Genomic DNA, 21,044 nt, shown 5'->3' with positions numbered 1-21,044 from the left:
TCTCACTTCGCTAAAATTCAAAAGATATTTAATACACACCGGGATATATTCATTAATGTTCTTTGATGTCCTGTCTTTTTTATGCGGAGATTGTTTCAGGGCAACGAGTTATAAAATATTGAGGATTCTATGGTGGCAAAATCCCGGAAAGCAATGGTTCAGGATAATAAAGCTGAATCTTCTGACAGAAGTACAGACGAAAAAGGGCTTCTTCTTTTTGAAACAACGGGCAAGGAGAAAGTCTACAGGCACAAGGATTCGATCGTTCTCAATCTGCCTAGTGGGAGGAAAACCCTTACAACTTCCTGGTTAAATGGCGGTTACAGGGAAGACCTTAAGACTATTTTCAATCACAGGGTACCAAAAGGCAAGCATGCTCCAAAGGATCTGGATGGTGGAAGCATTCCTGCCTATCTTTCTATTATTGCAAAAAGACTTGGTGCAGATCCAGATACATCTTCCGGGCTTCTGACGGCTGCAAATATGGAAAATGTGTCAATTGTTACAAAATCCTTCCGTGGTGTGGAAGTGACTGCTGTCATGACTGCAGGTATTGAAGTTAATGGTGGAAGAGTTGGTGATCCTGCTTCATATTATCAGGAAGATGGTTCACATCAGTTCATCCAGGGGACCATAAACACTATACTGATAATAGGTGCGGACCTTCCTGCTTATACTATGACAAGAGCAGTCATCACTGCCACTGAGGCAAAGACCGCAGCTCTGCAACAATTAATGGCTCCCAGCCGCTATTCAAATGGTATTGCCACGGGATCAGGGACTGATATGATTGCTGTGGTTGCAGATGGCACAAGTTCTCTTTTGCTAACGGATGCCGGGCAGCATTCCAAACTCGGAGAACTTATAGGGACTGTCGTAATAGAATGCACCCAAAAAGCTCTTGAAATACAGTCTGATCTGACATCTCTCTCCCAGAGGGATATGCTTGTAAGGCTTGAGAGGTTTGGAATCGATGAAAGTAGTTTTTGGAAAGTGGCATCGCACATGGATGGGGACAACCGTAAAGCTGCTTTCTTTAAAACAATGCGTGAAATGTCGAAGAATCCTGTGCTTGTCGGTGCAACAGGTTCAATACTACATATAGTTGACGAGATCTCATGGGGACTTATTCCGGAAACTGCCGGACGTAAGGTGGCTGTTTCTGTAATGAAAAGTCTTTCTGGAATGCTTGGTATTGAAGTTTCCATACCTTTTGATGAACTGACTGATGAAAAAGATAGTATTATTGAGAATTGGATTCGTGTTGTATGCTGGATGGCAAAGAATTGCAGTCATCAAGGGCTTTGTAAATCTGCTTAATGATTCTCAACAGGTGTAAAAATGAAAGAACTGATTAATTTTTCTCTTTACGAGAATGACATGAAGATGTTTGAGTCTGACTGGGGGCTAATGCGTAATTTTCTTGTCAGGCATGACCTTGACGGATTGGAGCTCTTTGTGGATTCATCTCCTCTTCCAGATGTACCTGTGGATTTGATTGAAGGTGTGCATCTTCCTTATTGGATGGGAAGGCACAGAGCCTGGGCTGATCCTTCTGCTTTTTCAGAGGAAATGGAAGAATTCGAGAAGGTCTATGTTTTTGGCGGAGGCAACCGTGAAGAAGTCATTGATAATTTCAGGAGATCACTTGAGAACGCTGCACAACTGGATACATCCTATGCAGTGTTCCATGTTTCTTATGCTGAATTGGAACAGGTTTTCACACGCTGCTTTGATTGTACTGATAATGATGTGCTGGCAACAACTGCTGAATTTCTGAATGAAGCAGTATCTGTATACCCTAATGGTGAACCACCTGTAAGGATATTCTTTGAAAATCTGTGGTGGCCTGGTCTTACATTCCTTGAGCCAACAAATGTAGAATATTTTGCCAGTCTGATCGATTTTAATAACTGGGCTTTTGTGCTTGATACGGGGCATCTGATGAATGCAACGATGAAGTGTGATGATGAGAATTGTGCTATAGATGTTGTACTTGATCTTCTTTCAACTCATTCCGATGATTTTATCAAACGAATTGAAGGGATGCATTTCCATTGCAGTCTTTCAGGAGATTATATGCGCAGTTCACTGGAAATGGAAGCTCCTTCAGGGTTTGATGCTAAGCCTTTCCATGATCGTCTCTCTTCTGTTATGACCATTCTTGAACAGATGGACCAGCATATGCCTTTCACTAGTGGTAGATGCTCTGAGATTGTTGAGTTCGTATCACCTGATTTCCTGACTCATGAATTTATTTCAACTGATCTGCGCTCTTTTGATGAAAAGATATCCATACAAAAGAGGGCGTTACATGGTTAATATCATTTCAGTGCAACCTTTTTTTATTGTACGATTTCTAGTATTTGATTTTTATATATCTGTTAAATGACTTGTTTTATGAACCGTTTGTGTGGGAAGATATATATATAACTCGACAATTACTTCTATTTATGAGCACTATCGATAACAATGATTCCGAGAACCCAGAGAATACTGATCGTTTGAAATTGTTCAGTGCCCTTGGGAGTGAAACAAGACTCAGGATGCTGCAAAAGCTTACCGAGGGTGAGATGCATATATCCGAACTTGCCAGGGAATTAAGTATTTCTGTCCCAGTTGCTGCAAAACATGCAAATATACTTGAAGCCGCAGAGCTGATTCTACGGAAAGTTTACGGTAAAACACATGTCTTGCAATTGAACAACAGGAGTATTTTCAATGCGTTGGACATATTTGCACCTTCAAGAACGGTTGAAGTAGAAAAGGGTGCTACTCTTTTGGAAGCACTTAAAAAAGCTGCCGTGGTGGAAGTTAAGAATGTCCATGGTCAGGACAATATTGTATCCACCAACGGTGAGGACGGTTTCTTTATTTATGAGGTGAACGGTGTATTCTCTGATCAGAACGTCAACGAGTATAAATTTAACAGTGATTCAACGGTCATGTGGAAGAAACTGGAGCCAATAAGCATCTTAAAAGTGAAGGTAAAAATCAAAAAGGAGTGATCTCTTTTTTAGTTTCCAGTACTAATTATTTATTATTTTCTTCTCCTCTCTTTTTTTATATTTTTTTTCAGGTTTTTGCTCTGCTTTTTTGTTATGGGAATACTTTCACTCCACTTGCTAGTTGCTTATATTCGTGTCATGCGTATTGGTCACTGATGACCTATAGAAATCCTGTTAATGAGCACCATATGACGCTTATGGAAAGGATGAGAGTATTGTCCGAGGGCACTAAATATGACAGTTGCAATCAGAGTGCTGTCTGTCATGCTTTCGGACCGGATGGCCGTTGTATTCAGCTCTACAAGACGCTGATGACAAATGCGTGTTCCGGGGAGTGTACGTATTGTCCTAACAGGTGTGGCAGGGATTCTGTGCGTGCATCATTGACCCCTGAGGAAATTGTAAAGATAACCTGGTCATTCTATCGAAGGAATTCAATAGAAGGCCTGTTCCTGTCATCGGGTGTTATAGGGGATGCTGAAAGGACGGCAGAGAAACAACTGGAGGTCGCAAGTCTTCTGCGTGGTCAGGGATTCACAGGTTACATACACATTCGTGTGATGCCGGGAACTCCAAAATATCTTCTTGAGGAAATAGCAGATTATGCGAACAAGTTTGGTGTGAATGCGGAAACAACGAGTTCACTGAACTATTCTGAAATCTGTCCTAATTTTGATTACAAGAATGATGTTCTCCAGCGTTTACAATGGACACGTGATCTCATAAATAAAAAAAGACAGGAAGAGGGTTTCAAGGGGCGAATAATTGGTGCAAACGATACACAATTTGTAGTGGGTGCACTGCAGGAACCTGACCGGGAGATCATCGGAACCGTTGAGAAATTCATGGACAGGTATGAACTGAGAAGGCCATATTTCATGAGTTTCGACCCGGTTCCATCTACGCCCCTTGAAAACAATGAACCTTCCCCTTTGTGGAGAGAAGTGAGGCTTTACCAGACTTCCTATTTATTGAAGGACTATGGTCTGACTGCCAATGATTTGGATAATGTTCTTGATGATAATGGTTTTCTCCTTGATGCAGATCCTAAGATGTTACTTGCATCATGCAGTCCTGACATGTTTCCGGTAAATGTAAATACAGCAAGCAAAGATGATCTTCTCAGGGTGCCTGGAATTGGTCCGGTTGGCGCCAGCAGGATTCTCCAGTCAAGGCCGATAAGTTCTGAAAAAGAACTTGCACGAATGGGTGTTGTACTCAACCGCGCACGTCCTTTTATTGAGATTAACGGGAAAAGGCAGACAAATCTCTTTTCATTTGCAGGGGTGAGCGCATGATAGTGGCTTTCAGGGAAAATGTAGGTGGTGTTCTTCTTGCCTGCGCAGAACTTATGGTGAATCCCGACTGTGATCTTATATCTGCAAAGGACAGTGATGATCTGAAGCAAAAGATGGACTTTACGGGTATCGATGACGTAAAAGTCCTTGGTTTCAGGGGTACAACAGATACCACAAAGCTTGTAAAATACATCTTTGGAAAACAGCTTCCAAGGATGTTCCAGGGTGATCCGGATGTAGAAGGATATGTATCAATGATACTCAGGCACCGAAGTTCAAGACCAATTGAACTGGTCAGTTTTCTGTATTCCTGTCAGGGCAATGTTGAGTTACTTTACTCCGGCAAGAGTGTTACAGGTAAGAAATATTACAATTATATGCGTGACGTTAATCGTTCATATCATCGTTTATGCATGTTTGCACGTCCTTATTTTGTCAACGGTGTTCTCTCTGTAAAAGTGGATTCTCCACACCGTATAGGTGACATGTTCTGTCGTTGGCTTGCACGAAAAAATCCCGATATTCCTATTTCGGTTATTGAAGGGAATATTGCCTGGATAGGTAATGGTGGTCATGTGGGGCTTGAACATTATACTCAGGTTCCTTCTTCACTGGTAGGCAGTCTGGAGTTCTCTAATGCATGTGATGATATTGATGATATGTGGGATATGTATTATGATTCACAATTCATCCCTAAAAGGAGAAACAAAAACCATGCCAGACAATTACAACCCAAAGCTTCGGCATCTATGAGTAAGATGTCGGAAAGAGACAGTTACAAGGTTGAAAGAGGTATTGCAAACTGTACTCTGGATAATTTTGTATCTCAGTCGGAGGTATAATGTTAGCTGATGTAAGGACTTTACAGGATATTCCTCGTATAGGGGATAAGATGTCAAAGCGTTTTGTTGAACATTTTGGTAGTGAGGACCAGGCACTTAGCGCTATACTTGCAGGTGATATTGCAAGTATTTCTGAGGTAGAAGGGATTGGGCAGCGCTATGCTATATCTCTGATACAGGATGTGGCTTCCAGGGTTGAAGGTGTTAATGTTTCCGACTTTTTGAGAACCAGGGAATCCACAGATATCTACGAAAAACTGCTTGACATTATCAAAGATTTTGCTCATACCCGTTATTCCAGGGATAAATTGCATGTGTTTTTTCCGTATCCTTCTACAAAAACTGAAAAAATATTACAAATACGAGAATCTGTTTCATATTACATGGAAACTGCCCATATTCTGGAAGGGGACAAAACAATTGCAGATCTGCTTCCAAAGATAGCCCAGCTCAATTTCAAACATCAGTACCCCAAAACCCGTGACAGGGTGATAGTAACCTCTGATCAGGATAGTTATGAGTATGCCAGAAAACGCTTTTCAGGATTAATAGATGTGCATTTTTCACGTTCCCTTTCGGAATTCATTGATATATCCAGAGGTTTTTCCCAGGTTATTGCTGTGGGGGATGATTATCTTGCATTTGATCTTCCGGAAGATGTGGAGCCGGAATTCTTTACAGATCTTCAGGACCTGGATGACTTTAAAGTAATACCGGAAAAGGAAATATTTGCTTTTTCCCGAAATTTGAAATCCCTGGAATCATCTATTGAAGTTGTAAGATTGCTGCGGTCCAGAGGTATTAATTTCTTTGACAGAATGGATGAGGATACACTTGAATTACTTGCTTCAACGCTGTCTTTGATAGATGAAGATGGTGATATTGTTCATGGAACTGACTTAGAAGCAGACCGGATTTCTGAAGCAATGGACAATCTTAGTTCCTGTGTAGGAGAAACTGTCGGTTTTGTCAATGATAAACTGAATTCCTGCCTGGAAAAAAGTCAGATGACGTTAAGCGGACAGGATATGCTGAAGGTCATGAACGGTTCCATTGAGATTAAAGATATGCTCGGGAAAACCTTGCATAAAAGTTATCAGTCCATTATTAAAGAGGGTGTTGACAGGATATGCAATGAACTCCAGCTTGAAAAGAAAGAGCGGTTGTTGGTTGATTCTCTTTTTCCGGAAGAAATAATGCATCCAGTTGAAGCAGATGTTGATAGTCTTGGTTCTTTGAAGCAATATCTTAATAAAAAAGTCCAGAATAAAAAGTTCAATCATAAACGTGAGGTTTCACGTATATTGTCTTCATATAGGGAAATAGCCGGGGAGATGGTGCGTGAGGTGCTTGATTTTGATGTGGGTTTCGCCATCGGTTCTTTCGCACTCAAATACGATCTTATCATGCCTGACATTTTGTATAGCACAGGTATTGGATTTAAAGGGGGGAGGAATCTTTTCCTGCTATCTCGGCATGGGGAAGTAGTGCCTGTTGATTATTCTATAGGTGAGAATAGTTTCAGTCCAGAAGGTGAAGAAAGCAAGGTTGTTCTTTTGAGTGGTGTGAATTCAGGAGGTAAGACCTCCCTTCTGGAGCTTCTTGCCCAGAGTATCATCCTTGCTCATATGGGTTTTCCTGTTCCTGCGCAGCATATGGAAATCTCTCTTACGGAGTCGATGTACTACTTTGCCAAATCCAAAGGTACGCTTGATGCGGGTGCATTTGAAACGACCCTTACTGAGTTTTCTGTAGTTGCTGATGAATCTGCAAAATTTGTTCTGGCAGATGAGCTTGAATCAATCACAGAACCGGGTGCTTCTGCAAAGATCATGGCAGGTATACTTGAAGTACTCAGTGAGAACAATGGTACTATGTCTGTATTTGTTTCACATCTTTCAGAACAAATAATGGAGAATACTGCTTGTGATATCAGGGTTGATGGAATAGAGGCAAGTGGTCTGGACGCCGATTTGAACTTGATAGTTGACAGAAGTCCTCGTTACAATTATGTTGCAAAAAGTACTCCTGAACTTATAGTAGAAAGACTCTCAAAAAAGACAAAAGGAAAAGAACAGGCTTTTTATGATAAACTGAGAAGCAAGTTTCAGGATTAAAGCACACCTTTTGTGCTTTTAATTCCTTCCCCTTCAATATTCACTGCTCTTCTAAGGGCATAGGCGAATGCCTTGAAAAGTGCTTCTATCTTGTGGTGGTCATTGTCACCATAGACATGAGCATGCATATTTGTTTTTGAGTTCTGTGCAACAGCCTCAAAGAAATGATCTACCATCTGTGTACTGAACTCTCCTACTTTCGGAGCCTTAAAATCTGCTTCCATCACAAGATAGCTGCGTCCACCCAGATCAAGTGCTACGGTGGCAAGTGCTTCATCCATTGGTATGCGTGCTTCTCCAAATCTTGCAATACCTGCTTTATCGCCAAGTGCTTCTGCTATAGCCCGTCCAAGGACAATTCCTGTATCTTCTATAAGATGGTGGTCATCGACTACGAGGTCTCCAGTGGCCTTAATAGTAAGATCAAAGTTCCCATGTTTTGTGAATGCAGTGAGCATATGGTCGAAAAAACCAATGCCAGTGCTTATGTCTGCAATACCTTTTCCATCAAGTTCCAGCTTGAGAGCGATGTCTGTTTCGCTGGTTTTGCGTGATATATTTGCTTTTCTCATGGGTGCACCTGGTTACTATGTTCTTTTATAAATCCGAACTGATAATATTTATTGCTTCTGGAAGTGTGAACTTTCCTGTATATAGTGCACTTCCAACAACAACTGCTTTTGCACCGGTATTTTTCAGGGCAACAAGGTCATTCAGGCATGTAACTCCTCCTGATGCTATCACAGGGATGTTGACGGATTCGACCAGTTCTTCTGTAGGCTTTGTGTTTACTCCCTGCAACAATCCTTCTGTGTCTATATTTGTAAAAAGGATGCTTCCAGCTCCGAGTTCTTCAAATCTGGTCCCCATTTCAACAGCTGTGAATTCGGATTGTTTTTTCCATCCTTCTATGGAAACCTTACCGTTCTTGGAATCGAGGGCAACGTTGATATGCTTGCTTCCAAAAGCATCCGCAAGCTCTTTGACAATTTGTGGGTTGTTTATGGCAGCAGTGCTGAGTATCACTCTGTCAACGCCGAGTTTCAGGAGTTCAGCTGCATTTTCGAAAGAACGTATTCCTCCGCCAACCTGTATTTCAACTCCAAGAGGTTTACATTCCTTTACTATTTTTTTGATGATGGGTGCATTTTTTTGCTTTCCATCGATGGCACCATCAAGGTCGATAAGATGCAGGGTTTTTGCACCCTGGGCTATCCAGTCTTTTGCCACTGCCACCGGGTCATCTATGGAGATCATTTCGCTGCCAGGTATTCCCTGGACCAGCTGTACACATTTCCCATTTCTCATATCAACGGCAGGGATTACTTCAAAGGTCATACTACCTCAGGGCATCATTCTTTCGATAGGCACTACCAGTATATCTTTGGCACCTACCTTTCTGAGTTCATCCACCGTTGCAAATATGGTGTTCGCATCAACAACAGCGTGAACTGCAAGTATTGACTCATTAGATTCTACTTTCATTACAGTCGGACCTGCCATTCCAGGCAGAACACTTTTGACGGTTTCGAGAGAATCAGCAGGTACATTCATCATAAGGTAACGTTTTCCTTTTGCTCTCAGGACACTTTCAACAGCAGTCTGGATCTGCCCGATCTTATTGTTGTTTGCCTGTGTCTTCTTGTTTGCAATGAGGTATACTGATGATGTGAATACCTTCTCTATCATTTTCAGATGGTTGGTTACAAGGGTTGTACCTGAGCTGGAAATATCTACAATTGCATCAGCAATTCCGACATGTGGTGTCATCTCGCATGCACCGCTGACTTTTATTACTTCGATGTTAACGCCAAGGTTTTTGAAGTACTTGGCAGTGATATTCGGGAATTCTGTGGCAACACGCATTCCTTCAAGTTCCCTTGCAGAGGTTATAGTTGAGTCTTCCGGAACCGCCAGCACAAGGTTTGCACCGCCGAATTTAAGGTCAAGCAGTATTTCCACATCAGATTCGGTTTCATCAATGAGGTCAAGTCCGGTGATACCTACATCTGCGGCACCATCCTGAACATACTCCGGAATATCTGCGGCTCTTGCAAAGAGATAGGTTATCTCAGGATCAGTTGTTTTGGCAAACAGTTTCCTTGTCCCCCCTTCAAGTACAGGTAGTCCTGCTTCTTTGAGGAGGGTTACGGTGGGCTCATGTAGGCGCCCTTTGTTGGGTATTGCAATACGTATCATGGGGATCCTTCTGTGAAATTATAAATCAGTATCAATTGAACGTTCTTTCAAAGACTTTTATAGCATATAGATTTCACGCTGAACTTTAATTTTAAGTTGTTATTCCAATAAAACTAATAGAATAACTATGGGTTATAATTCTGACGGGTAATATTATATATTTTATGGGTACATGTTACAGCGAAGGATACATACATAAACCTTAATTATCTATTCTTACCTTTCATTTGTCAGTTAATTATTCCAGAGGACTAGTAATGATTCGAAACATCAAAGTCGAACACCTGATTGAAACGCCGGTGGAGAAACAGCAGATTGAGCTTGTGGAGAGAAAAGGTGTGGGTCACCCTGACAGTATCTCCGATGGTCTTGCAGAAGCAGTAAGCCGCGCATTGTGTAAAGAGTATATAAAAAAATGTGGTGTAGTTCTTCATCATAATACTGATGAAACACAGATCGTGGCCGGAAGATCTAACCCGCAATTTGGTGGCGGAGAAGTTACCCAGCCTATTTATACACTTCTTGTAGGAAGGGCAACCAAGGAGTTTGAAGGAGTGGAAATTCCTGCTGAAGCTGTTGCTCTGCGGGCAGCAAGGAACTATATCAGGAATACTATCGTAGATATTGATCTTGAAAGTGATATCATAGTCGACTGTAAACTTGGTACGGGTTCATCTGATCTCAGGGATGTTTTTCAGCGAGACAGGGTTCCTGTTGCAAATGACACTTCTTTTGGTGTAGGTCATGCTCCATTTTCAGAACTTGAGCAGATTGTCTATGAGTCAGAAAGGAAGCTGATAACTGATCTGAAAAAGAAGATTCCTGGCATAGGAACTGATATCAAGGTAATGGGTCTGAGGGATAATGAGGATATAACCCTTACAATATGCTGTGGCATGGTAGGAAGGTATGTTGATGACATGGACCATTACATAAACATCAAAGAAGAGATGGCAGATTATGTCACGGACCTTGCGCTTAAACGTACAGAGCGCAATGTTAAGACTTTTATCAATGCAGCAGATAACGTGAAGTGTAATTCTGTGTTCCTGACCGTGACCGGTACTTCTGCTGAGATGGGTGACGATGGTTCAGTAGGCCGTGGTAACCGTTGTAATGGGCTTATTACTCCTAACAGGCCAATGAGTATGGAAGCAACCAGTGGTAAGAACCCAATCAATCATATAGGTAAGATATACAACTTGCTTTCCACCCAGATGGCAAGGGACATAGTAAAGGCTGTTCCAGAGGTTCAGGATGTTTATATTAAGCTGCTTTCCCAGATAGGGCAGCCAATAGATCAGCCACTTGTGGCAAGTGCGCAGATCATTCCTGAAGACGGCGCAAACTTTGCCTCTGTAAGGGCTGAAACAGAAGTTGTTATGGATGACTGGCTCGCTGATATCACAAAGATCACCAAAATGGTGATTGGTGGCGAACTGGATACTTTCTGAATATTGATATTGAAGTCGGTCCCGGGAATTCCGGGATGGTCTTCAGTTATTTTTGTTTATTCATTTTTTCGTATTTTTCTTTACTAACTTCTCTTTTGTACTAACAGACGGTGTGTTCTGTCTCCATTCTTTATATGCTTCCTTTTTCATGTGCTCTTCACGGCGAAAGAGCTAAGTATGATTGTGCGTATTGGAGTGTTGCTTCGTACGGCAACGTCGTGCAGGAGCATGATTTGTTAGACCCGCCTTAACTCAGTGGTAGAGTGCGCGGCTGTAGTTTGATTCATGTGACATGATCACATTACGCGCAGGCACCGCGATGTCCCCGGTTCGAGTCTGGGAGGCGGGACTTTCACAATCAAGAAAAAGCTTTATATACAAGAGCGGCCTTTTAGGGGTGCTCACAAGCGAAATATCATAATATGTCCGAATAGTGTAGAGGCCTATCATGGAGCCCTGTCGAGGCTCCGACCCGGGTTCGAATCCCGGTTCGGGCGTAAATTCCTAAATCCCGGTTTATCCGGGATTCTTTTCTCTTTTTGTTTTAGTTAAGATTGTTACATATATCTTCATTTATATCCTTGGGTTTGTATGCTGACTTTTTAATAAATTATCAATTTTAACTAGCTATTTATATCTTTTTTTGCTATGTTTTATCATTGTATGTATGGATGATTGCGGTGTTTCAAGCACATTTAAAATTCGAGTAATCGCATCGCTATATCTGGTGCTGTTATTGAGTGCATCTCTGCTTGCAGCTTATGCAAATGTGTGATTTGCTTCTCTGATCTTTTCCTTATTGTCTTTGCAAAAAATCAAAATTAGCTCAAAAACAACTCTTTTAACACTTATTTAGAGTTTGACAGTTATTATATAGGGGTGAGTTAATTAGGGTGTTGCAAAGCCAGATAATCCCCCACCAACTATCCCTTCTCATTGTCAGTATATTAACTTTAATATCTGCATTAATTGTTCAATTTGGCTTTGCAGATAACCCAAAACATTAACATCGCAACTTATGGGTGTAAGTTTGCCATGCTAGGAAATCTATTTATATCCAATATGTGTTTCTGTGGACTGTTATGTTTGGCAAGTCTGGTAATTCAATTGTGTCGAAAATTGTACTTCTGGTGTCTGTATATGCCCTTCTCATGTTATCTATTGGTCTGTTTTCAGCTCTTGTCAGATAATATCTTTGATACCGCAATAATTTCAAAAAAAGCTGTCCATAACTATTAATTGTCTGACTTCAATTATATGATATTGCCTGAATGAAAATGCGAATTTAGATACAATAAAGGTACTATTTGTTTTTATGTTGTATCTTCTGATGATAGTATCAGTTGGCATGCTGGCAGGGATAATGATTCCGTAAATTAAAAAGAGGAATCTGAAAAAAGAGCTGGATTTGTAATCTCTTCCTGTCTTTTTATTAATCTATGCTTTAATCTGCGTTAGCTTGGGAGATCTTAGTATCACAGATAAAATTATAGACAACAAGTTATCCTTTGAACAAAAGATAATAAAAAGTTGGGATAAAAAATAAATGGTGGATTTCCGTTTTTAACGTCGTTTTTCAATCCCGTTTTTCCGTTTTTAACGCCGTTTTTGATTTCGTTTTTCCGTTATTAATGCCGTTTTTTGATCTCGTTTTTCCGTTTTTAACGCCGTTTTTGATCCCGTTTTTCCGTTATTAATGCCGTTTTTGGTTAAAAGGTCATTATATGGATTATCTGCAGTAAGCTACATTCCATGAAATGACCATCAGATTGTTCACCACCAGGAACAACCCCACAAGCGCAATACTCTTTCTGGCAGTGACCCACAGAAGATCCGTCCATTTTGAATCTGAATCCTTGAGTATTTTGTAATTCCAGTAAACAATTACCAGGAACAATGTCTTCAATATAAGAAGAGAGCTAACACCATAGTCCTGTATTACTGCTGCAAGAAAATCATTTTCCTCGAATCCGTAATTAAGGGCGTGGGCGGTTGTCAGAAAGTCTCCAAGTACATAAAACACAATAATATATTTTATATCTCTCAGGAAATCTGAGATATTTGTTAATTGTGAATTGTACAGGTTTGCGTTGTGCATAATACTTACTTTTCATGGAGTTGTATATAATAGCGATGTGAGTATCTAGTATGTTTGTGTACATAAAACATGGTTAAATGTACTAATATAAGCAAAGTTGTGTACACAGCACTTCCTATAATATCATAAATATGTGACAATCCAGGATATCCTGTTGCTTTTTTAATCCATACATTTGATAACAATTTTGTACTAGTAACTACTAGGTACTAGTATGGCCTCATCAACAGTTCCCATTGACATTTCCAAATCACTGGAAAACCACAGGTCAGATGTATATCTGATGGTAGGGAATTCGAACAATGCAGACATCTTTTACGCAACCCATTTCTTTGCTTCAGATCAGTTTGCCTACTTCCATACAAAAGAAGGAACAGAAACACTGCTGATATCTGATATGGAAAAAGGACGGGCAGAGCTGGAATCAAGGGTGTCTGATATCCGGACATTGCAGGATTGTGATTACAGGTCAAAAGTAAAAGAAAGGCAGGACCCTGCACTTGCTTATTGTGACTGCATTGCAGAGATCTTGCAAAAAGAGGGTGCAAAAAAGGTGGCAGTACCACGGGATTTTCCATATTTCATTGCTCAGACCCTCAAAGAAGAAGGTTTTTCAATCGATTCTATTAAAAGTCCTTTTGCACAGGCACGTTCCAAAAAGTCTCCTTCGGAAATTAAAATCATAAAAAATGTTCAGGACGCATGCAACACCGCAATGAAAGCAGCTGTGGAAATGATAAGAAAGTCAGAGGATGTTGAAGGCATTCTTAATTATCGTGGTTTTGCCCTGACATCCGAAATGCTACGTAAGGAAATAGACATCACACTTCTTGAACATGGTTGTGAGGCAGAGAGCACCATAGCTGCTAACGGTACAGGTTCTGCAAATCCGCATTGGGAGGGCACAGGTCCACTCAAGGCCAATGAGCCTGTAGTTATCGACATCTTCCCGCGCAGCAAAAAGGAAAGATATTTCGCTGACATGACAAGAACCGTCCTTAAAGGGGATGCATCTGAAAAGCTCATGGATATGTACAAGGCTGTACATGCGGCACAGAAAGCTGGCATAGAAATGGTCAAGCCCGGTGTCAAATGCAGCGATATACATAACAAGGTATGTGACGTGTTCAAAGAAAATGGGTATGAAACCATCAGGGAAGGATCAAGTGTAGGTTTTATCCATTCCACTGGGCATGGGGTCGGACTTGAAATTCATGAATTTCCTTTTGTAGGCAACAGTGACATTGCTTTGGAAGAAGGAAACATTATTACCATAGAACCAGGACTTTATTATCCTGATGTAGGTGGTATACGCCTCGAGGATTTGATCCTTGTAACATCAGATGGTTTTGAGAACCTCACAGAAATGGAAAAGAAATTTGTATATTAGTCCTGAAAAATAACTTTCAACGGAGATTTTAAATGGTGGACAAAGTTCAGGAGATCGAAGAGATCATTGGCAAATATGTCAAAGCAGGAAAGATACTATCACAGGTAAGAAGCGAGGCAAAAGATCGGATGAAGGTAGGTGGTACCCTGCTTGAAATAGCTGATTTTGTTGAGAACAGGGCCATCGAGCTTGGAGCGGACGGTTCTGCATTCCCCTGTAATATTTCCCGTAATGACGAGGCGGCACATGCAACTCCACTCGCAGGTGATGAAACGGTTTTTGGTGAAGATGTAGTAAAACTAGACATTGGTGTTCATGTGGATGGATACATTGCAGATTCTGCCATCACAGTCGACCTTTCTGGAAATTATGGGGACCTTGTCAAAGCTTCTGAAGCAGGACTTGAGGTTGCAATTGATACAGTCAGAAACGGTGTAAACACCGCAGAGGTTGCTGCCGCCATAGAAGATGCAATAATTTCCTACGGTTTCAAACCTGTAGGAAATCTCACCGGGCATGGACTTGCACAGTATATCCCCCATGCACATCCCAGTATACCTAACAGAAGGGTAAGCAAAGGTGTTGAACTTAAGACCGGAGATTTCATTGCCATAGAACCTTTTGCTACAGATGGTGTCGGGAAGGTCGTAGATGGTACACTTACGGAGATCTTCCAGGTTGTAAACAAAAAACCTGTGCGTTTGCCTGCAGCAAGGGCTCTTCTTAAGGAACTCGAACCATACAGGACACTTCCGTTTGCAAAAAGATGGCTTAAGACCCCACAACTGGATTTTGCCCTTATGCAGCTTGAAAAGGCTGGAATTATCCATTCATACCCTGTTCTAAAAGAAGTAGGTGGCGGAATGGTTTCCCAGACCGAGCACACGGTAATTGTTACAGACGACGGGTGTGAAGTAACAACTAGATAAGCAATAACGGGATGAGATAATTTGAGAGTTGGATCTATATTTCTGTCAATCGTGTTATTTTCAATGTTATCCTTCCCGGCAAGCGCTGCCTATGAGTGGAATAATGAAATTACGTTGCACACAGAAGGCATGATATGGGAATACACCGAAAAATATTCAGATAACAGGTCCATAATATTCAAGGCTTTCATTGATGCTGAATTTGGGGATAATGATGGATTTGTCAGCGCATGGGAATTACTGAAAACAGATGTGCAGACAACTAAAGCCTTTTTCAGTTCAATAGAAGATAAAATGGACGTGAAAATTGATAATTCCTCGAAGAATATTACTCTTTTGAGTGTCGAATCCAATATGTCTTCTGAGCTTATAGGACCCATTAATGAAGAAAGAGACATAGTTAACAATTACCAGGTCTTTTATGATTTCAAAAAACCACTAAAAGAATCCGATTCAAGTATGTGGTTCCAGGGTGAACCTGAGACAGATGTTACAATAAATCTTCCTTCAGAAATCAATTTCATTTCCATAGATGGTATTGATGATGAGTTCATAATAGAAGATTCATATGGCACTCATATCTCTGGAGAGTTTGGTTTTATAGGTGAAATAACAATGAATATTTCAGCAGAGGCCCTACCAGTTCAGGATAAGGATGTTACAGAACTTTTTCATCCATGACATCAGAAGAAGACAGCAAATCTTTGCTTGACAAGGTATTTCCGGGGCTTACAAACTATCTATTTGGTAAGTAAAAGTCCGATACATTTAATATCTCTTAAACTTACTAAAAAATAGGTGATTAGTTATGCTGGTCGAAAAAATAAAACTTGAAAAAGGTTCGGCTATGGGTATGAGTTTCCATATGCAGAAAGCTCCATTGCTTGTAATCAGAGCAGACCGGGGGTTTGTGATGTGTGGTTATCTTGATATGGATATGGCAGGTGTCCTTGGTGATGTTGCAGTCAAAGTAAAAGGTGTCAGCACCTTTGATGACGTGCTTAATGCCCTGGTAGTTGGTGCAACACAGGAAGCCACTAACCTTGGTATCAAAGTAGGTATGACAGGAAAAGAAGCGCTGGAACTGATGTTTTGATCTATTCTCTCTTTCTTTATTTTTGTTGTCATTTATACGTTCATTGAAACGCTTTAAATAGTACTTCTATTCTCTATTGCAGTATTATGCTGTATGCCTTTGAGTTATCCGGGGAGCACGATTTCCTGCCATGCAAGGAAGTTTTTGCATGTCTTTCAATGGAAGGACTTGAGTACAGAGAACATGCCTTTTATGACCAATGTCTTGTGCTTGATATTGAAGGTCATTCCATCGATGAAAAACTAGTTTTCATCGCAGGCAGGCTTGCCATGTCCCATCACATACTGAAAGTAGTGGGTATCTGTGAAGTGAAAACAGATCAGATCATTGAAATGTGTGATAATTCTGATCTTTCCAGTCATTTGTCTGAAGGACAGACGTACGTTGTCCGGGCAAAAAGGGCGAGACACCATGGTGAAGTAAACCGGGAATTTATTGAAGGCAGACTTGGGGGGAGTATTTTTCGCAAAGGTTTCAGGGCAAACCTGAAGGATCCGGATGTGACTTTCCGTTTTATAATGACAAATATGGCAGTCCTTGGTTCAATCGTCGCTTCTGTTGACAGGGGTGCATATGAACACAGGGCACCACATAGAAAACCATTTTTTTATCCCGGAGTGCTCATGCCAAGGGTTGCAAGGGCACTGGTCAACATCTCTCAAGTGAAAGAGGGGCAGATTCTCCTTGATCCATTCAGCGGTACTGCAGGTATTCTGGTTGAAGGTGGTCTGGTAGGCGCTCATGTCATCGGTATCGAAGTGCGCAAAAAAATATCCCATGGTGCCAGAATGAACCTTGATGAGTACAATGCAGATTATTCCCTGCTGGTAGCTGATGCCTGTCATGTTTCTCTAAAAGACTCCTGTGTAGATGCAATCGTCACTGACCCTCCGTATGGACGTTCAGCAGCTATAAGGGCAGAATCCCTGCAGCATCTATATACTGATTCTTTTGCAGAGATGTACAGGGTACTCAGGCAGGGAAAACTTGCGGTTGTGGTTTCAGAGCTCAAGGTAGTTGAGTTTGCAGAAAAAGCAGGGTTTACAGTTGTTGACGTTTTCACCCAGAAGGTTCACAAGAGCCTCACCAGGACTTTTACAATTCTCTATAAGGGCTGATGTGCTGTTTTTGTATAAGTGACCAGTATGCTGCAAGCATAGTTTCAGCATCCTTATAGTTAGGGAACCGTTTTTTAATATGGTCCCAGAATCGTTGGCTGTGGTTTAGTTCGATTAGGTGTACCATCTCGTGGAACACAATATACTCTATCATCCTGTCTGGCAAATGCTTCATATAGATGTTAAAGTTCATGTTTCCTTTTGAACTGCAGCTTCCCCATTTTGTTTTCATCTTCCGGAAACTTGTTTTTTGATGTTTAACTCCCAGTTCATTTTCTGTTTTGGTAATCAGAGAATATATCAGTTCTTTTAGCTCTCCGATAGTTCTGTCTGTTACCAGTTCAATGTTCTGTGATAGCTCTTTTAACCTTTGTACCCGGGAATATCTGTTATAGATCCATCTGCGGTGCCTGTAAATTACTTTTTCATGATATTTATAAGCATGTGGGACTATAAGGTACAATTGTTTATCCCTGAATTCAAGCCGGGGATTTATCACATCTCTGCGGATAATTTCATAGTCTATTACTATGTCCTTGATATTTGCCTGAAAGTGCATTTTCACTAAAAAGGTAAGTGAAGAGTTTATTCTCTGGGTACTAGATGGTCCATTACTTCTGCCATTACTCGGTGTCGTACCATGTAATCATGCACATTCTCATCTGCTCTGCGTATAGCATAAGCATCTTCGCACCATTCAATGGGTTCCGGATATTCAACTTCCATAAGTGTCAGACCATATGCCGCAGCAGATTCCAGTCCCTCCTCATAAGATTCAGGGTCTAACATCTGATTTAACCATTCCTCATCTCTTACTCCACTTCCAACCATTGTAAGGGCAGTGACCATTTTCCTGACCATGTTCCAAAGGAAACTGTTTGCCTGGATGTCGATTTTTGTAAGAGTTCCACTGACTCGCACATCTATTCTTTCTACATTTCGGACTGAGCTCTTGTCCTCATCTTTGCTGCAGAAATTCGCAAAATTATGTTCTCCAACGAGTACTTTTGAAGCCGCTCTTATCTTGGAAAGATCATATTGTTCCCCGCTCATAATGTATCTGTACTTGCGGCTGACAGCCCATCTTCTTGGGTCAAAGTCATCAGAGACTTCTGCATGTGCCCATGCCCAGATAGAATTCGGGAGCTTGGAATTGATCACTCTTGGTATTGCAAGATTAGGCTTATCGGTATCAAATGCCACAATCTGTTCTCTAGCATGTACGCCAGCGTCGGTTCTTCCTGAACTTGAGAAACGTGCAGACTTTGGATCTCCGATGATCTCAAGGTCTGTGAGTGCACTGAATAGTTCGCCTTCTATCGTTGCAACATCAGGTTGGACCTGTGATCCATTATAACCTGTGCCTACGTATGCTATTTTTAGAGCAACTCTCATACCATTCACTCAGGCTTCATATGTTCTTTTTTCTATAATACATTTCTCTTACAAATAGCAAAGTGATAACGAAAAGACCTCCGAACAAGAACCATACACTGGCATGTGAAAAAATATTGTTCTGAATAATTCCATTTACAGGCTCGGCAACAGCAGATATATTATTGGCGGCAGTGTGCGACATCAAAGCAGGCTGGGTCTGTTTTGTCACAGTTGCGTTGAATCCCTCTCTAAGTACGTCCCCTGCTTCACTTCCGTTAGGGGCAGATGCAGTCAGCATTTCCGGTCTGGCAACGCCTGTAGGCACACTATCCATGCTGACATTTCCGTTTCCTGCAAATGTATCAGGTATACTTGTCTCCTGGGGCATATCCTTGCTCATGGCTGCCATAGGTCCCTCATTATACAGTGGTGCAGTAGCAGTATCCTGTGCAATTAAAGGCCCTGCTCCACCACCCAGGCTTCTTATTATGGCTTCCAGTCCGGTTGCGGCAAAAACAGCACCGGCTACAAGTCCGAGATACTTTTTCAGCATGCTTATGATAGATGTTCTATCGCCCTTCATACTTCCAGGAGCGACAACAATGAACTTCTGCACAGGCTCGTATATCTTAACCTCTCTACCTTTACGGCTCCACTTTGTTTCTTTCACCTTAATAAGGTCTACTTCAATCAGACCATCAAGATTATATTTAACAGTGGTAAGTGGAAGTTCAAGTGTTTCAGCCACATCGCTGGCAGACATGGGTTTGTCTGCAAGTATCTCAAGCATTTTCATTGCTTTTTCATTGGAAAGTATCTGAGTGATCTTTTTTGAGTCCTCATTGAGGGGTACAATGAGCACCTTGTCGGAATTTGTACTCTCGTCGTTCTCTCCCATATAGTGCAGTATATAAACATTGGCTTATATTGTTTCCTTTAACTTCAATTCTGTTTGAAGTCTTCATGATTGCAGGTATAACTCGTAAAGTTAAAGAATAGCTAGAACAATATGGGGTAAATTCTAGGGGTATTACAGTATGATTACTAAAGAACGAATAATGGAAATTGTTGAGAAATATGACCATAATAATCTGAGCATTGCCACTGTTTGTTCTCATTCAAGTCTTCAGATATTTTACGGGGCAAGGAAAGAAGGCTTTAGAACTATAGGAATCTGTGTAAAAGAACCTCCGAGATTCTATGATGCTTTTCCGTTGGCAAAACCGGATGAGTTTATTATTATAGATAGTTACAAGGACATACCAAACATTCTTGATGCACTCAGGTCCAAGAATGCAATTATAATTCCACACGGTTCCTTTGTAGAATACATGGGTACAGATGCATTTGCCGAGATGGCTATTCCTACTTTTGGTAACAGGGCGGTTCTTGAGTGGGAATCTGACAGGGAAATGGAACGTGAATGGCTGGAAGGTGCAGGTCTTGAGATGCCAAAGGTCGTCAAACCCGAGGACATAAATGGTCCTGTTATGGTCAAGTATCATGGTGCAAAGGGTGGACGTGGTTTTTTTGTTGCCAAGAACTATGAGGAGTTCAAGGAGCATGTTGATCCCAACGAGAAGTTCACCATTCAGGAGTTCATTGTAGGTACAAGATATTACCTTCACTTTTTCTATTCTCCTCTGAGGGAGGAAGGCTACAAACTGAGTACAGGTATTCTTGAGATGCTCAGTATGGACCGCAGGGTTGAGTCAAATGCGGATGAGATTTTCAGACTCGGTTCTCCCCGGGAGCTTGAAGAGGCAGCTATCATTCCAACCTATGTGGTTACCGGAAATGTTCCTCTTGTTGCAAGGGAATCACTTCTCCCTAAGATATTTACTCTCGGGGAGAAGGTAGTTGAGCAGTCCCTTGAGCTGTTTGATGGTATGATTGGTCCTTTCTGTCTGGAAACTGTAGTAACCGATAAGCTTGAGATCAAGGTATTTGAGATATCTGCCCGCATTGTTGCAGGTACTAACCTATATCTCGCAGGCTCTCCTTATTCTGACCTTATTGAGCCCGATCTTTCCACTGGCAAACGGATTGCCCAGGAAATTAAGATTGCAAGTTCCACCGGTCAACTGGATAAAATCTTATCCTAATACTTACAATATA

The 21,044-nt window shown here is 41.3% G+C and carries 20 protein-coding genes and 2 tRNA genes; 15 read left to right on the top strand and 7 right to left on the bottom strand.

All coding sequences use genetic code 11. The features are described from left to right. The first annotated feature begins 129 nt into the window (after positions 1–129). The 6 genes from QZZ23_RS11405 to QZZ23_RS11380 all read left to right on the top strand — a co-directional run bounded on the left by QZZ23_RS11405 (position 130) and on the right by QZZ23_RS11380 (position 7,265). A complete protein-coding gene (locus tag QZZ23_RS11405) occupies positions 130–1,320 on the top strand; it encodes an adenosylcobinamide amidohydrolase (RefSeq protein ID WP_292470200.1) in 1,191 nt (396 codons plus the stop codon). Between the two features lie 21 nt (positions 1,321–1,341). Next, on the top strand, positions 1,342–2,322 hold the full coding sequence (locus QZZ23_RS11400) for a TIM barrel protein (protein ID WP_292470198.1): 981 nt from the start codon (positions 1,342–1,344) through the stop codon (positions 2,320–2,322). Positions 2,323–2,453: 131 nt separating this feature from the next. Beyond that, the gene (locus QZZ23_RS11395) at positions 2,454–3,008 is read left to right on the top strand and encodes an ArsR family transcriptional regulator (RefSeq protein WP_292470195.1); all 555 of its coding nucleotides are present in this window, start codon (positions 2,454–2,456) and stop codon (positions 3,006–3,008) included. A 155-nt stretch (positions 3,009–3,163) separates the two neighbouring features. Next, positions 3,164–4,306, top strand: a complete 1,143-nt coding sequence (locus QZZ23_RS11390) for a radical SAM protein (RefSeq protein WP_292470194.1) — start codon at positions 3,164–3,166, stop codon at positions 4,304–4,306. Continuing rightward, positions 4,303–5,148 carry a DUF4130 domain-containing protein gene (locus QZZ23_RS11385; protein ID WP_292470191.1) on the top strand — a complete coding sequence of 282 codons (846 nt, stop codon included), beginning with the start codon at positions 4,303–4,305 and terminating at the stop codon, positions 5,146–5,148. The genes QZZ23_RS11390 and QZZ23_RS11385 overlap by 4 nt, the downstream gene beginning before the upstream one ends. Then, positions 5,148–7,265, top strand: coding sequence for a helix-hairpin-helix domain-containing protein (locus tag QZZ23_RS11380; RefSeq protein ID WP_292470188.1), 2,118 nt, complete (start codon positions 5,148–5,150; stop codon positions 7,263–7,265). The genes QZZ23_RS11385 and QZZ23_RS11380 overlap by 1 nt, the downstream gene beginning before the upstream one ends. Here the strand turns inward: QZZ23_RS11380 and hisB are convergent. The 3 genes from hisB to hisG are packed head-to-tail and all read right to left on the bottom strand — an operon-like array spanning position 7,262 to position 9,464. Then, positions 7,262–7,837, bottom strand: a complete 576-nt coding sequence (gene hisB, locus QZZ23_RS11375) for an imidazoleglycerol-phosphate dehydratase HisB (RefSeq protein WP_292470185.1) — start codon at positions 7,835–7,837, stop codon at positions 7,262–7,264. The genes QZZ23_RS11380 and hisB overlap by 4 nt on opposite strands. Positions 7,838–7,862: 25 nt before the next feature. Beyond that, positions 7,863–8,603: a 1-(5-phosphoribosyl)-5-[(5-phosphoribosylamino)methylideneamino]imidazole-4-carboxamide isomerase gene (gene hisA / locus QZZ23_RS11370; protein WP_292470183.1), complete on the bottom strand. Its 741-nt coding sequence runs from the start codon at positions 8,601–8,603 to the stop codon at positions 7,863–7,865. A gap of 6 nt (positions 8,604–8,609) precedes the next feature. Beyond that, the gene (gene hisG, locus QZZ23_RS11365; RefSeq protein ID WP_292470181.1) at positions 8,610–9,464 is read right to left on the bottom strand and encodes an ATP phosphoribosyltransferase; all 855 of its coding nucleotides are present in this window, start codon (positions 9,462–9,464) and stop codon (positions 8,610–8,612) included. Positions 9,465–9,721: 257 nt separating this feature from the next. Between hisG and QZZ23_RS11360 the strand changes: the two genes are divergently transcribed. The 3 genes from QZZ23_RS11360 (at position 9,722) to QZZ23_RS11350 (ending at position 11,415) form a co-directional block, all read left to right on the top strand. Further along, on the top strand, positions 9,722–10,918 hold the full coding sequence (locus QZZ23_RS11360; protein ID WP_292470179.1) for a methionine adenosyltransferase: 1,197 nt from the start codon (positions 9,722–9,724) through the stop codon (positions 10,916–10,918). 241 nt (positions 10,919–11,159) lie between these two features. Then, positions 11,160–11,267 (top strand) — tRNA-Tyr (locus QZZ23_RS11355). Positions 11,268–11,342: 75 nt separating this feature from the next. Continuing rightward, positions 11,343–11,415 (top strand) — tRNA-Asp (locus tag QZZ23_RS11350). A 1,232-nt stretch (positions 11,416–12,647) separates the two neighbouring features. Here QZZ23_RS11350 and QZZ23_RS11345 read toward each other — a convergent pair. Beyond that, the gene (locus QZZ23_RS11345) at positions 12,648–12,941 is read right to left on the bottom strand and encodes a hypothetical protein (RefSeq protein ID WP_292470176.1); all 294 of its coding nucleotides are present in this window, start codon (positions 12,939–12,941) and stop codon (positions 12,648–12,650) included. 289 nt (positions 12,942–13,230) lie between these two features. Here QZZ23_RS11345 and QZZ23_RS11340 point away from each other — a divergent pair, with 289 nt between their 5' ends. From QZZ23_RS11340 to QZZ23_RS11320, 5 genes are all read left to right on the top strand, one after another. Next, positions 13,231–14,406 (top strand): Xaa-Pro peptidase family protein, encoded by a 1,176-nt coding sequence (locus QZZ23_RS11340; protein WP_292470174.1) that lies wholly within the window; start codon positions 13,231–13,233, stop codon positions 14,404–14,406. A 32-nt stretch (positions 14,407–14,438) separates the two neighbouring features. Beyond that, positions 14,439–15,335 carry a type II methionyl aminopeptidase gene (gene map, locus QZZ23_RS11335; RefSeq protein ID WP_292470171.1) on the top strand — a complete coding sequence of 299 codons (897 nt, stop codon included), beginning with the start codon at positions 14,439–14,441 and terminating at the stop codon, positions 15,333–15,335. A 63-nt stretch (positions 15,336–15,398) separates the two neighbouring features. Further along, on the top strand, positions 15,399–16,016 hold the full coding sequence (locus tag QZZ23_RS11330) for a hypothetical protein (RefSeq protein WP_292470168.1): 618 nt from the start codon (positions 15,399–15,401) through the stop codon (positions 16,014–16,016). Between the two features lie 127 nt (positions 16,017–16,143). Next, positions 16,144–16,431 (top strand): DUF1805 domain-containing protein, encoded by a 288-nt coding sequence (locus QZZ23_RS11325; protein ID WP_292470166.1) that lies wholly within the window; start codon positions 16,144–16,146, stop codon positions 16,429–16,431. Between the two features lie 86 nt (positions 16,432–16,517). Further along, on the top strand, positions 16,518–17,549 hold the full coding sequence (locus QZZ23_RS11320) for a TRM11 family methyltransferase (protein WP_292470163.1): 1,032 nt from the start codon (positions 16,518–16,520) through the stop codon (positions 17,547–17,549). On the opposite strand, the gene QZZ23_RS11315 is transcribed toward QZZ23_RS11320, so the two are convergent. From QZZ23_RS11315 to QZZ23_RS11305, 3 genes are read right to left on the bottom strand one after another with little or no spacing between them, the layout of a single operon-like run. Continuing rightward, a complete protein-coding gene (locus tag QZZ23_RS11315) occupies positions 17,527–18,108 on the bottom strand; it encodes a M48 family metallopeptidase (protein ID WP_292470160.1) in 582 nt (193 codons plus the stop codon). The genes QZZ23_RS11320 and QZZ23_RS11315 overlap by 23 nt on opposite strands. Before the next feature lie 26 nt (positions 18,109–18,134). Then, the gene (truA, locus tag QZZ23_RS11310) at positions 18,135–18,944 is read right to left on the bottom strand and encodes a tRNA pseudouridine(38-40) synthase TruA (protein WP_292470344.1); all 810 of its coding nucleotides are present in this window, start codon (positions 18,942–18,944) and stop codon (positions 18,135–18,137) included. A gap of 16 nt (positions 18,945–18,960) precedes the next feature. Continuing rightward, positions 18,961–19,824, bottom strand: coding sequence for a helix-turn-helix domain-containing protein (locus tag QZZ23_RS11305; RefSeq protein ID WP_292470157.1), 864 nt, complete (start codon positions 19,822–19,824; stop codon positions 18,961–18,963). Between the two features lie 139 nt (positions 19,825–19,963). Here QZZ23_RS11305 and QZZ23_RS11300 point away from each other — a divergent pair, with 139 nt between their 5' ends. Then, positions 19,964–21,031 (top strand): formate--phosphoribosylaminoimidazolecarboxamide ligase, encoded by a 1,068-nt coding sequence (locus QZZ23_RS11300; protein WP_292470152.1) that lies wholly within the window; start codon positions 19,964–19,966, stop codon positions 21,029–21,031. Positions 21,032–21,044: the final 13 nt, after the last annotated feature.

Source organism: Methanolobus sp., from assembly GCF_016278385.1.
In the GTDB taxonomy this organism is placed as follows: domain Archaea; phylum Halobacteriota; class Methanosarcinia; order Methanosarcinales; family Methanosarcinaceae; genus Methanolobus.
Note: the sequence above shows the minus strand (reverse complement) of the source record. Positions and strands in the feature narration are given on the sequence as shown.

Excerpts from the sequence above, each read along its gene's own strand:
- QZZ23_RS11405 (WP_292470200.1), top strand. The coding sequence starts at position 130 with ATGGTGGCAAAATCCCGGAAAGCAATGGTTCAGGATAATAAAGCTGAA.
- QZZ23_RS11400 (WP_292470198.1), top strand. The coding sequence starts at position 1,342 with ATGAAAGAACTGATTAATTTTTCTCTTTACGAGAATGACATGAAGATG.
- QZZ23_RS11395 (WP_292470195.1), top strand. The coding sequence starts at position 2,454 with ATGAGCACTATCGATAACAATGATTCCGAGAACCCAGAGAATACTGAT.
- QZZ23_RS11390 (WP_292470194.1), top strand. The coding sequence starts at position 3,164 with ATGACCTATAGAAATCCTGTTAATGAGCACCATATGACGCTTATGGAA.
- QZZ23_RS11385 (WP_292470191.1), top strand. The coding sequence starts at position 4,303 with ATGATAGTGGCTTTCAGGGAAAATGTAGGTGGTGTTCTTCTTGCCTGC.
- QZZ23_RS11380 (WP_292470188.1), top strand. The coding sequence starts at position 5,148 with ATGTTAGCTGATGTAAGGACTTTACAGGATATTCCTCGTATAGGGGAT.
- hisB (WP_292470185.1), bottom strand. The coding sequence starts at position 7,837 with ATGAGAAAAGCAAATATATCACGCAAAACCAGCGAAACAGACATCGCT.
- hisA (WP_292470183.1), bottom strand. The coding sequence starts at position 8,603 with ATGACCTTTGAAGTAATCCCTGCCGTTGATATGAGAAATGGGAAATGT.
- hisG (WP_292470181.1), bottom strand. The coding sequence starts at position 9,464 with ATGATACGTATTGCAATACCCAACAAAGGGCGCCTACATGAGCCCACC.
- QZZ23_RS11360 (WP_292470179.1), top strand. The coding sequence starts at position 9,722 with ATGATTCGAAACATCAAAGTCGAACACCTGATTGAAACGCCGGTGGAG.
- QZZ23_RS11340 (WP_292470174.1), top strand. The coding sequence starts at position 13,231 with ATGGCCTCATCAACAGTTCCCATTGACATTTCCAAATCACTGGAAAAC.
- map (WP_292470171.1), top strand. The coding sequence starts at position 14,439 with ATGGTGGACAAAGTTCAGGAGATCGAAGAGATCATTGGCAAATATGTC.
- QZZ23_RS11330 (WP_292470168.1), top strand. The coding sequence starts at position 15,399 with ATGTTATCCTTCCCGGCAAGCGCTGCCTATGAGTGGAATAATGAAATT.
- QZZ23_RS11325 (WP_292470166.1), top strand. The coding sequence starts at position 16,144 with ATGCTGGTCGAAAAAATAAAACTTGAAAAAGGTTCGGCTATGGGTATG.
- QZZ23_RS11320 (WP_292470163.1), top strand. The coding sequence starts at position 16,518 with ATGCTGTATGCCTTTGAGTTATCCGGGGAGCACGATTTCCTGCCATGC.
- QZZ23_RS11315 (WP_292470160.1), bottom strand. The coding sequence starts at position 18,108 with ATGCACTTTCAGGCAAATATCAAGGACATAGTAATAGACTATGAAATT.
- truA (WP_292470344.1), bottom strand. The coding sequence starts at position 18,944 with ATGAGAGTTGCTCTAAAAATAGCATACGTAGGCACAGGTTATAATGGA.
- QZZ23_RS11305 (WP_292470157.1), bottom strand. The coding sequence starts at position 19,824 with ATGGGAGAGAACGACGAGAGTACAAATTCCGACAAGGTGCTCATTGTA.
- QZZ23_RS11300 (WP_292470152.1), top strand. The coding sequence starts at position 19,964 with ATGATTACTAAAGAACGAATAATGGAAATTGTTGAGAAATATGACCAT.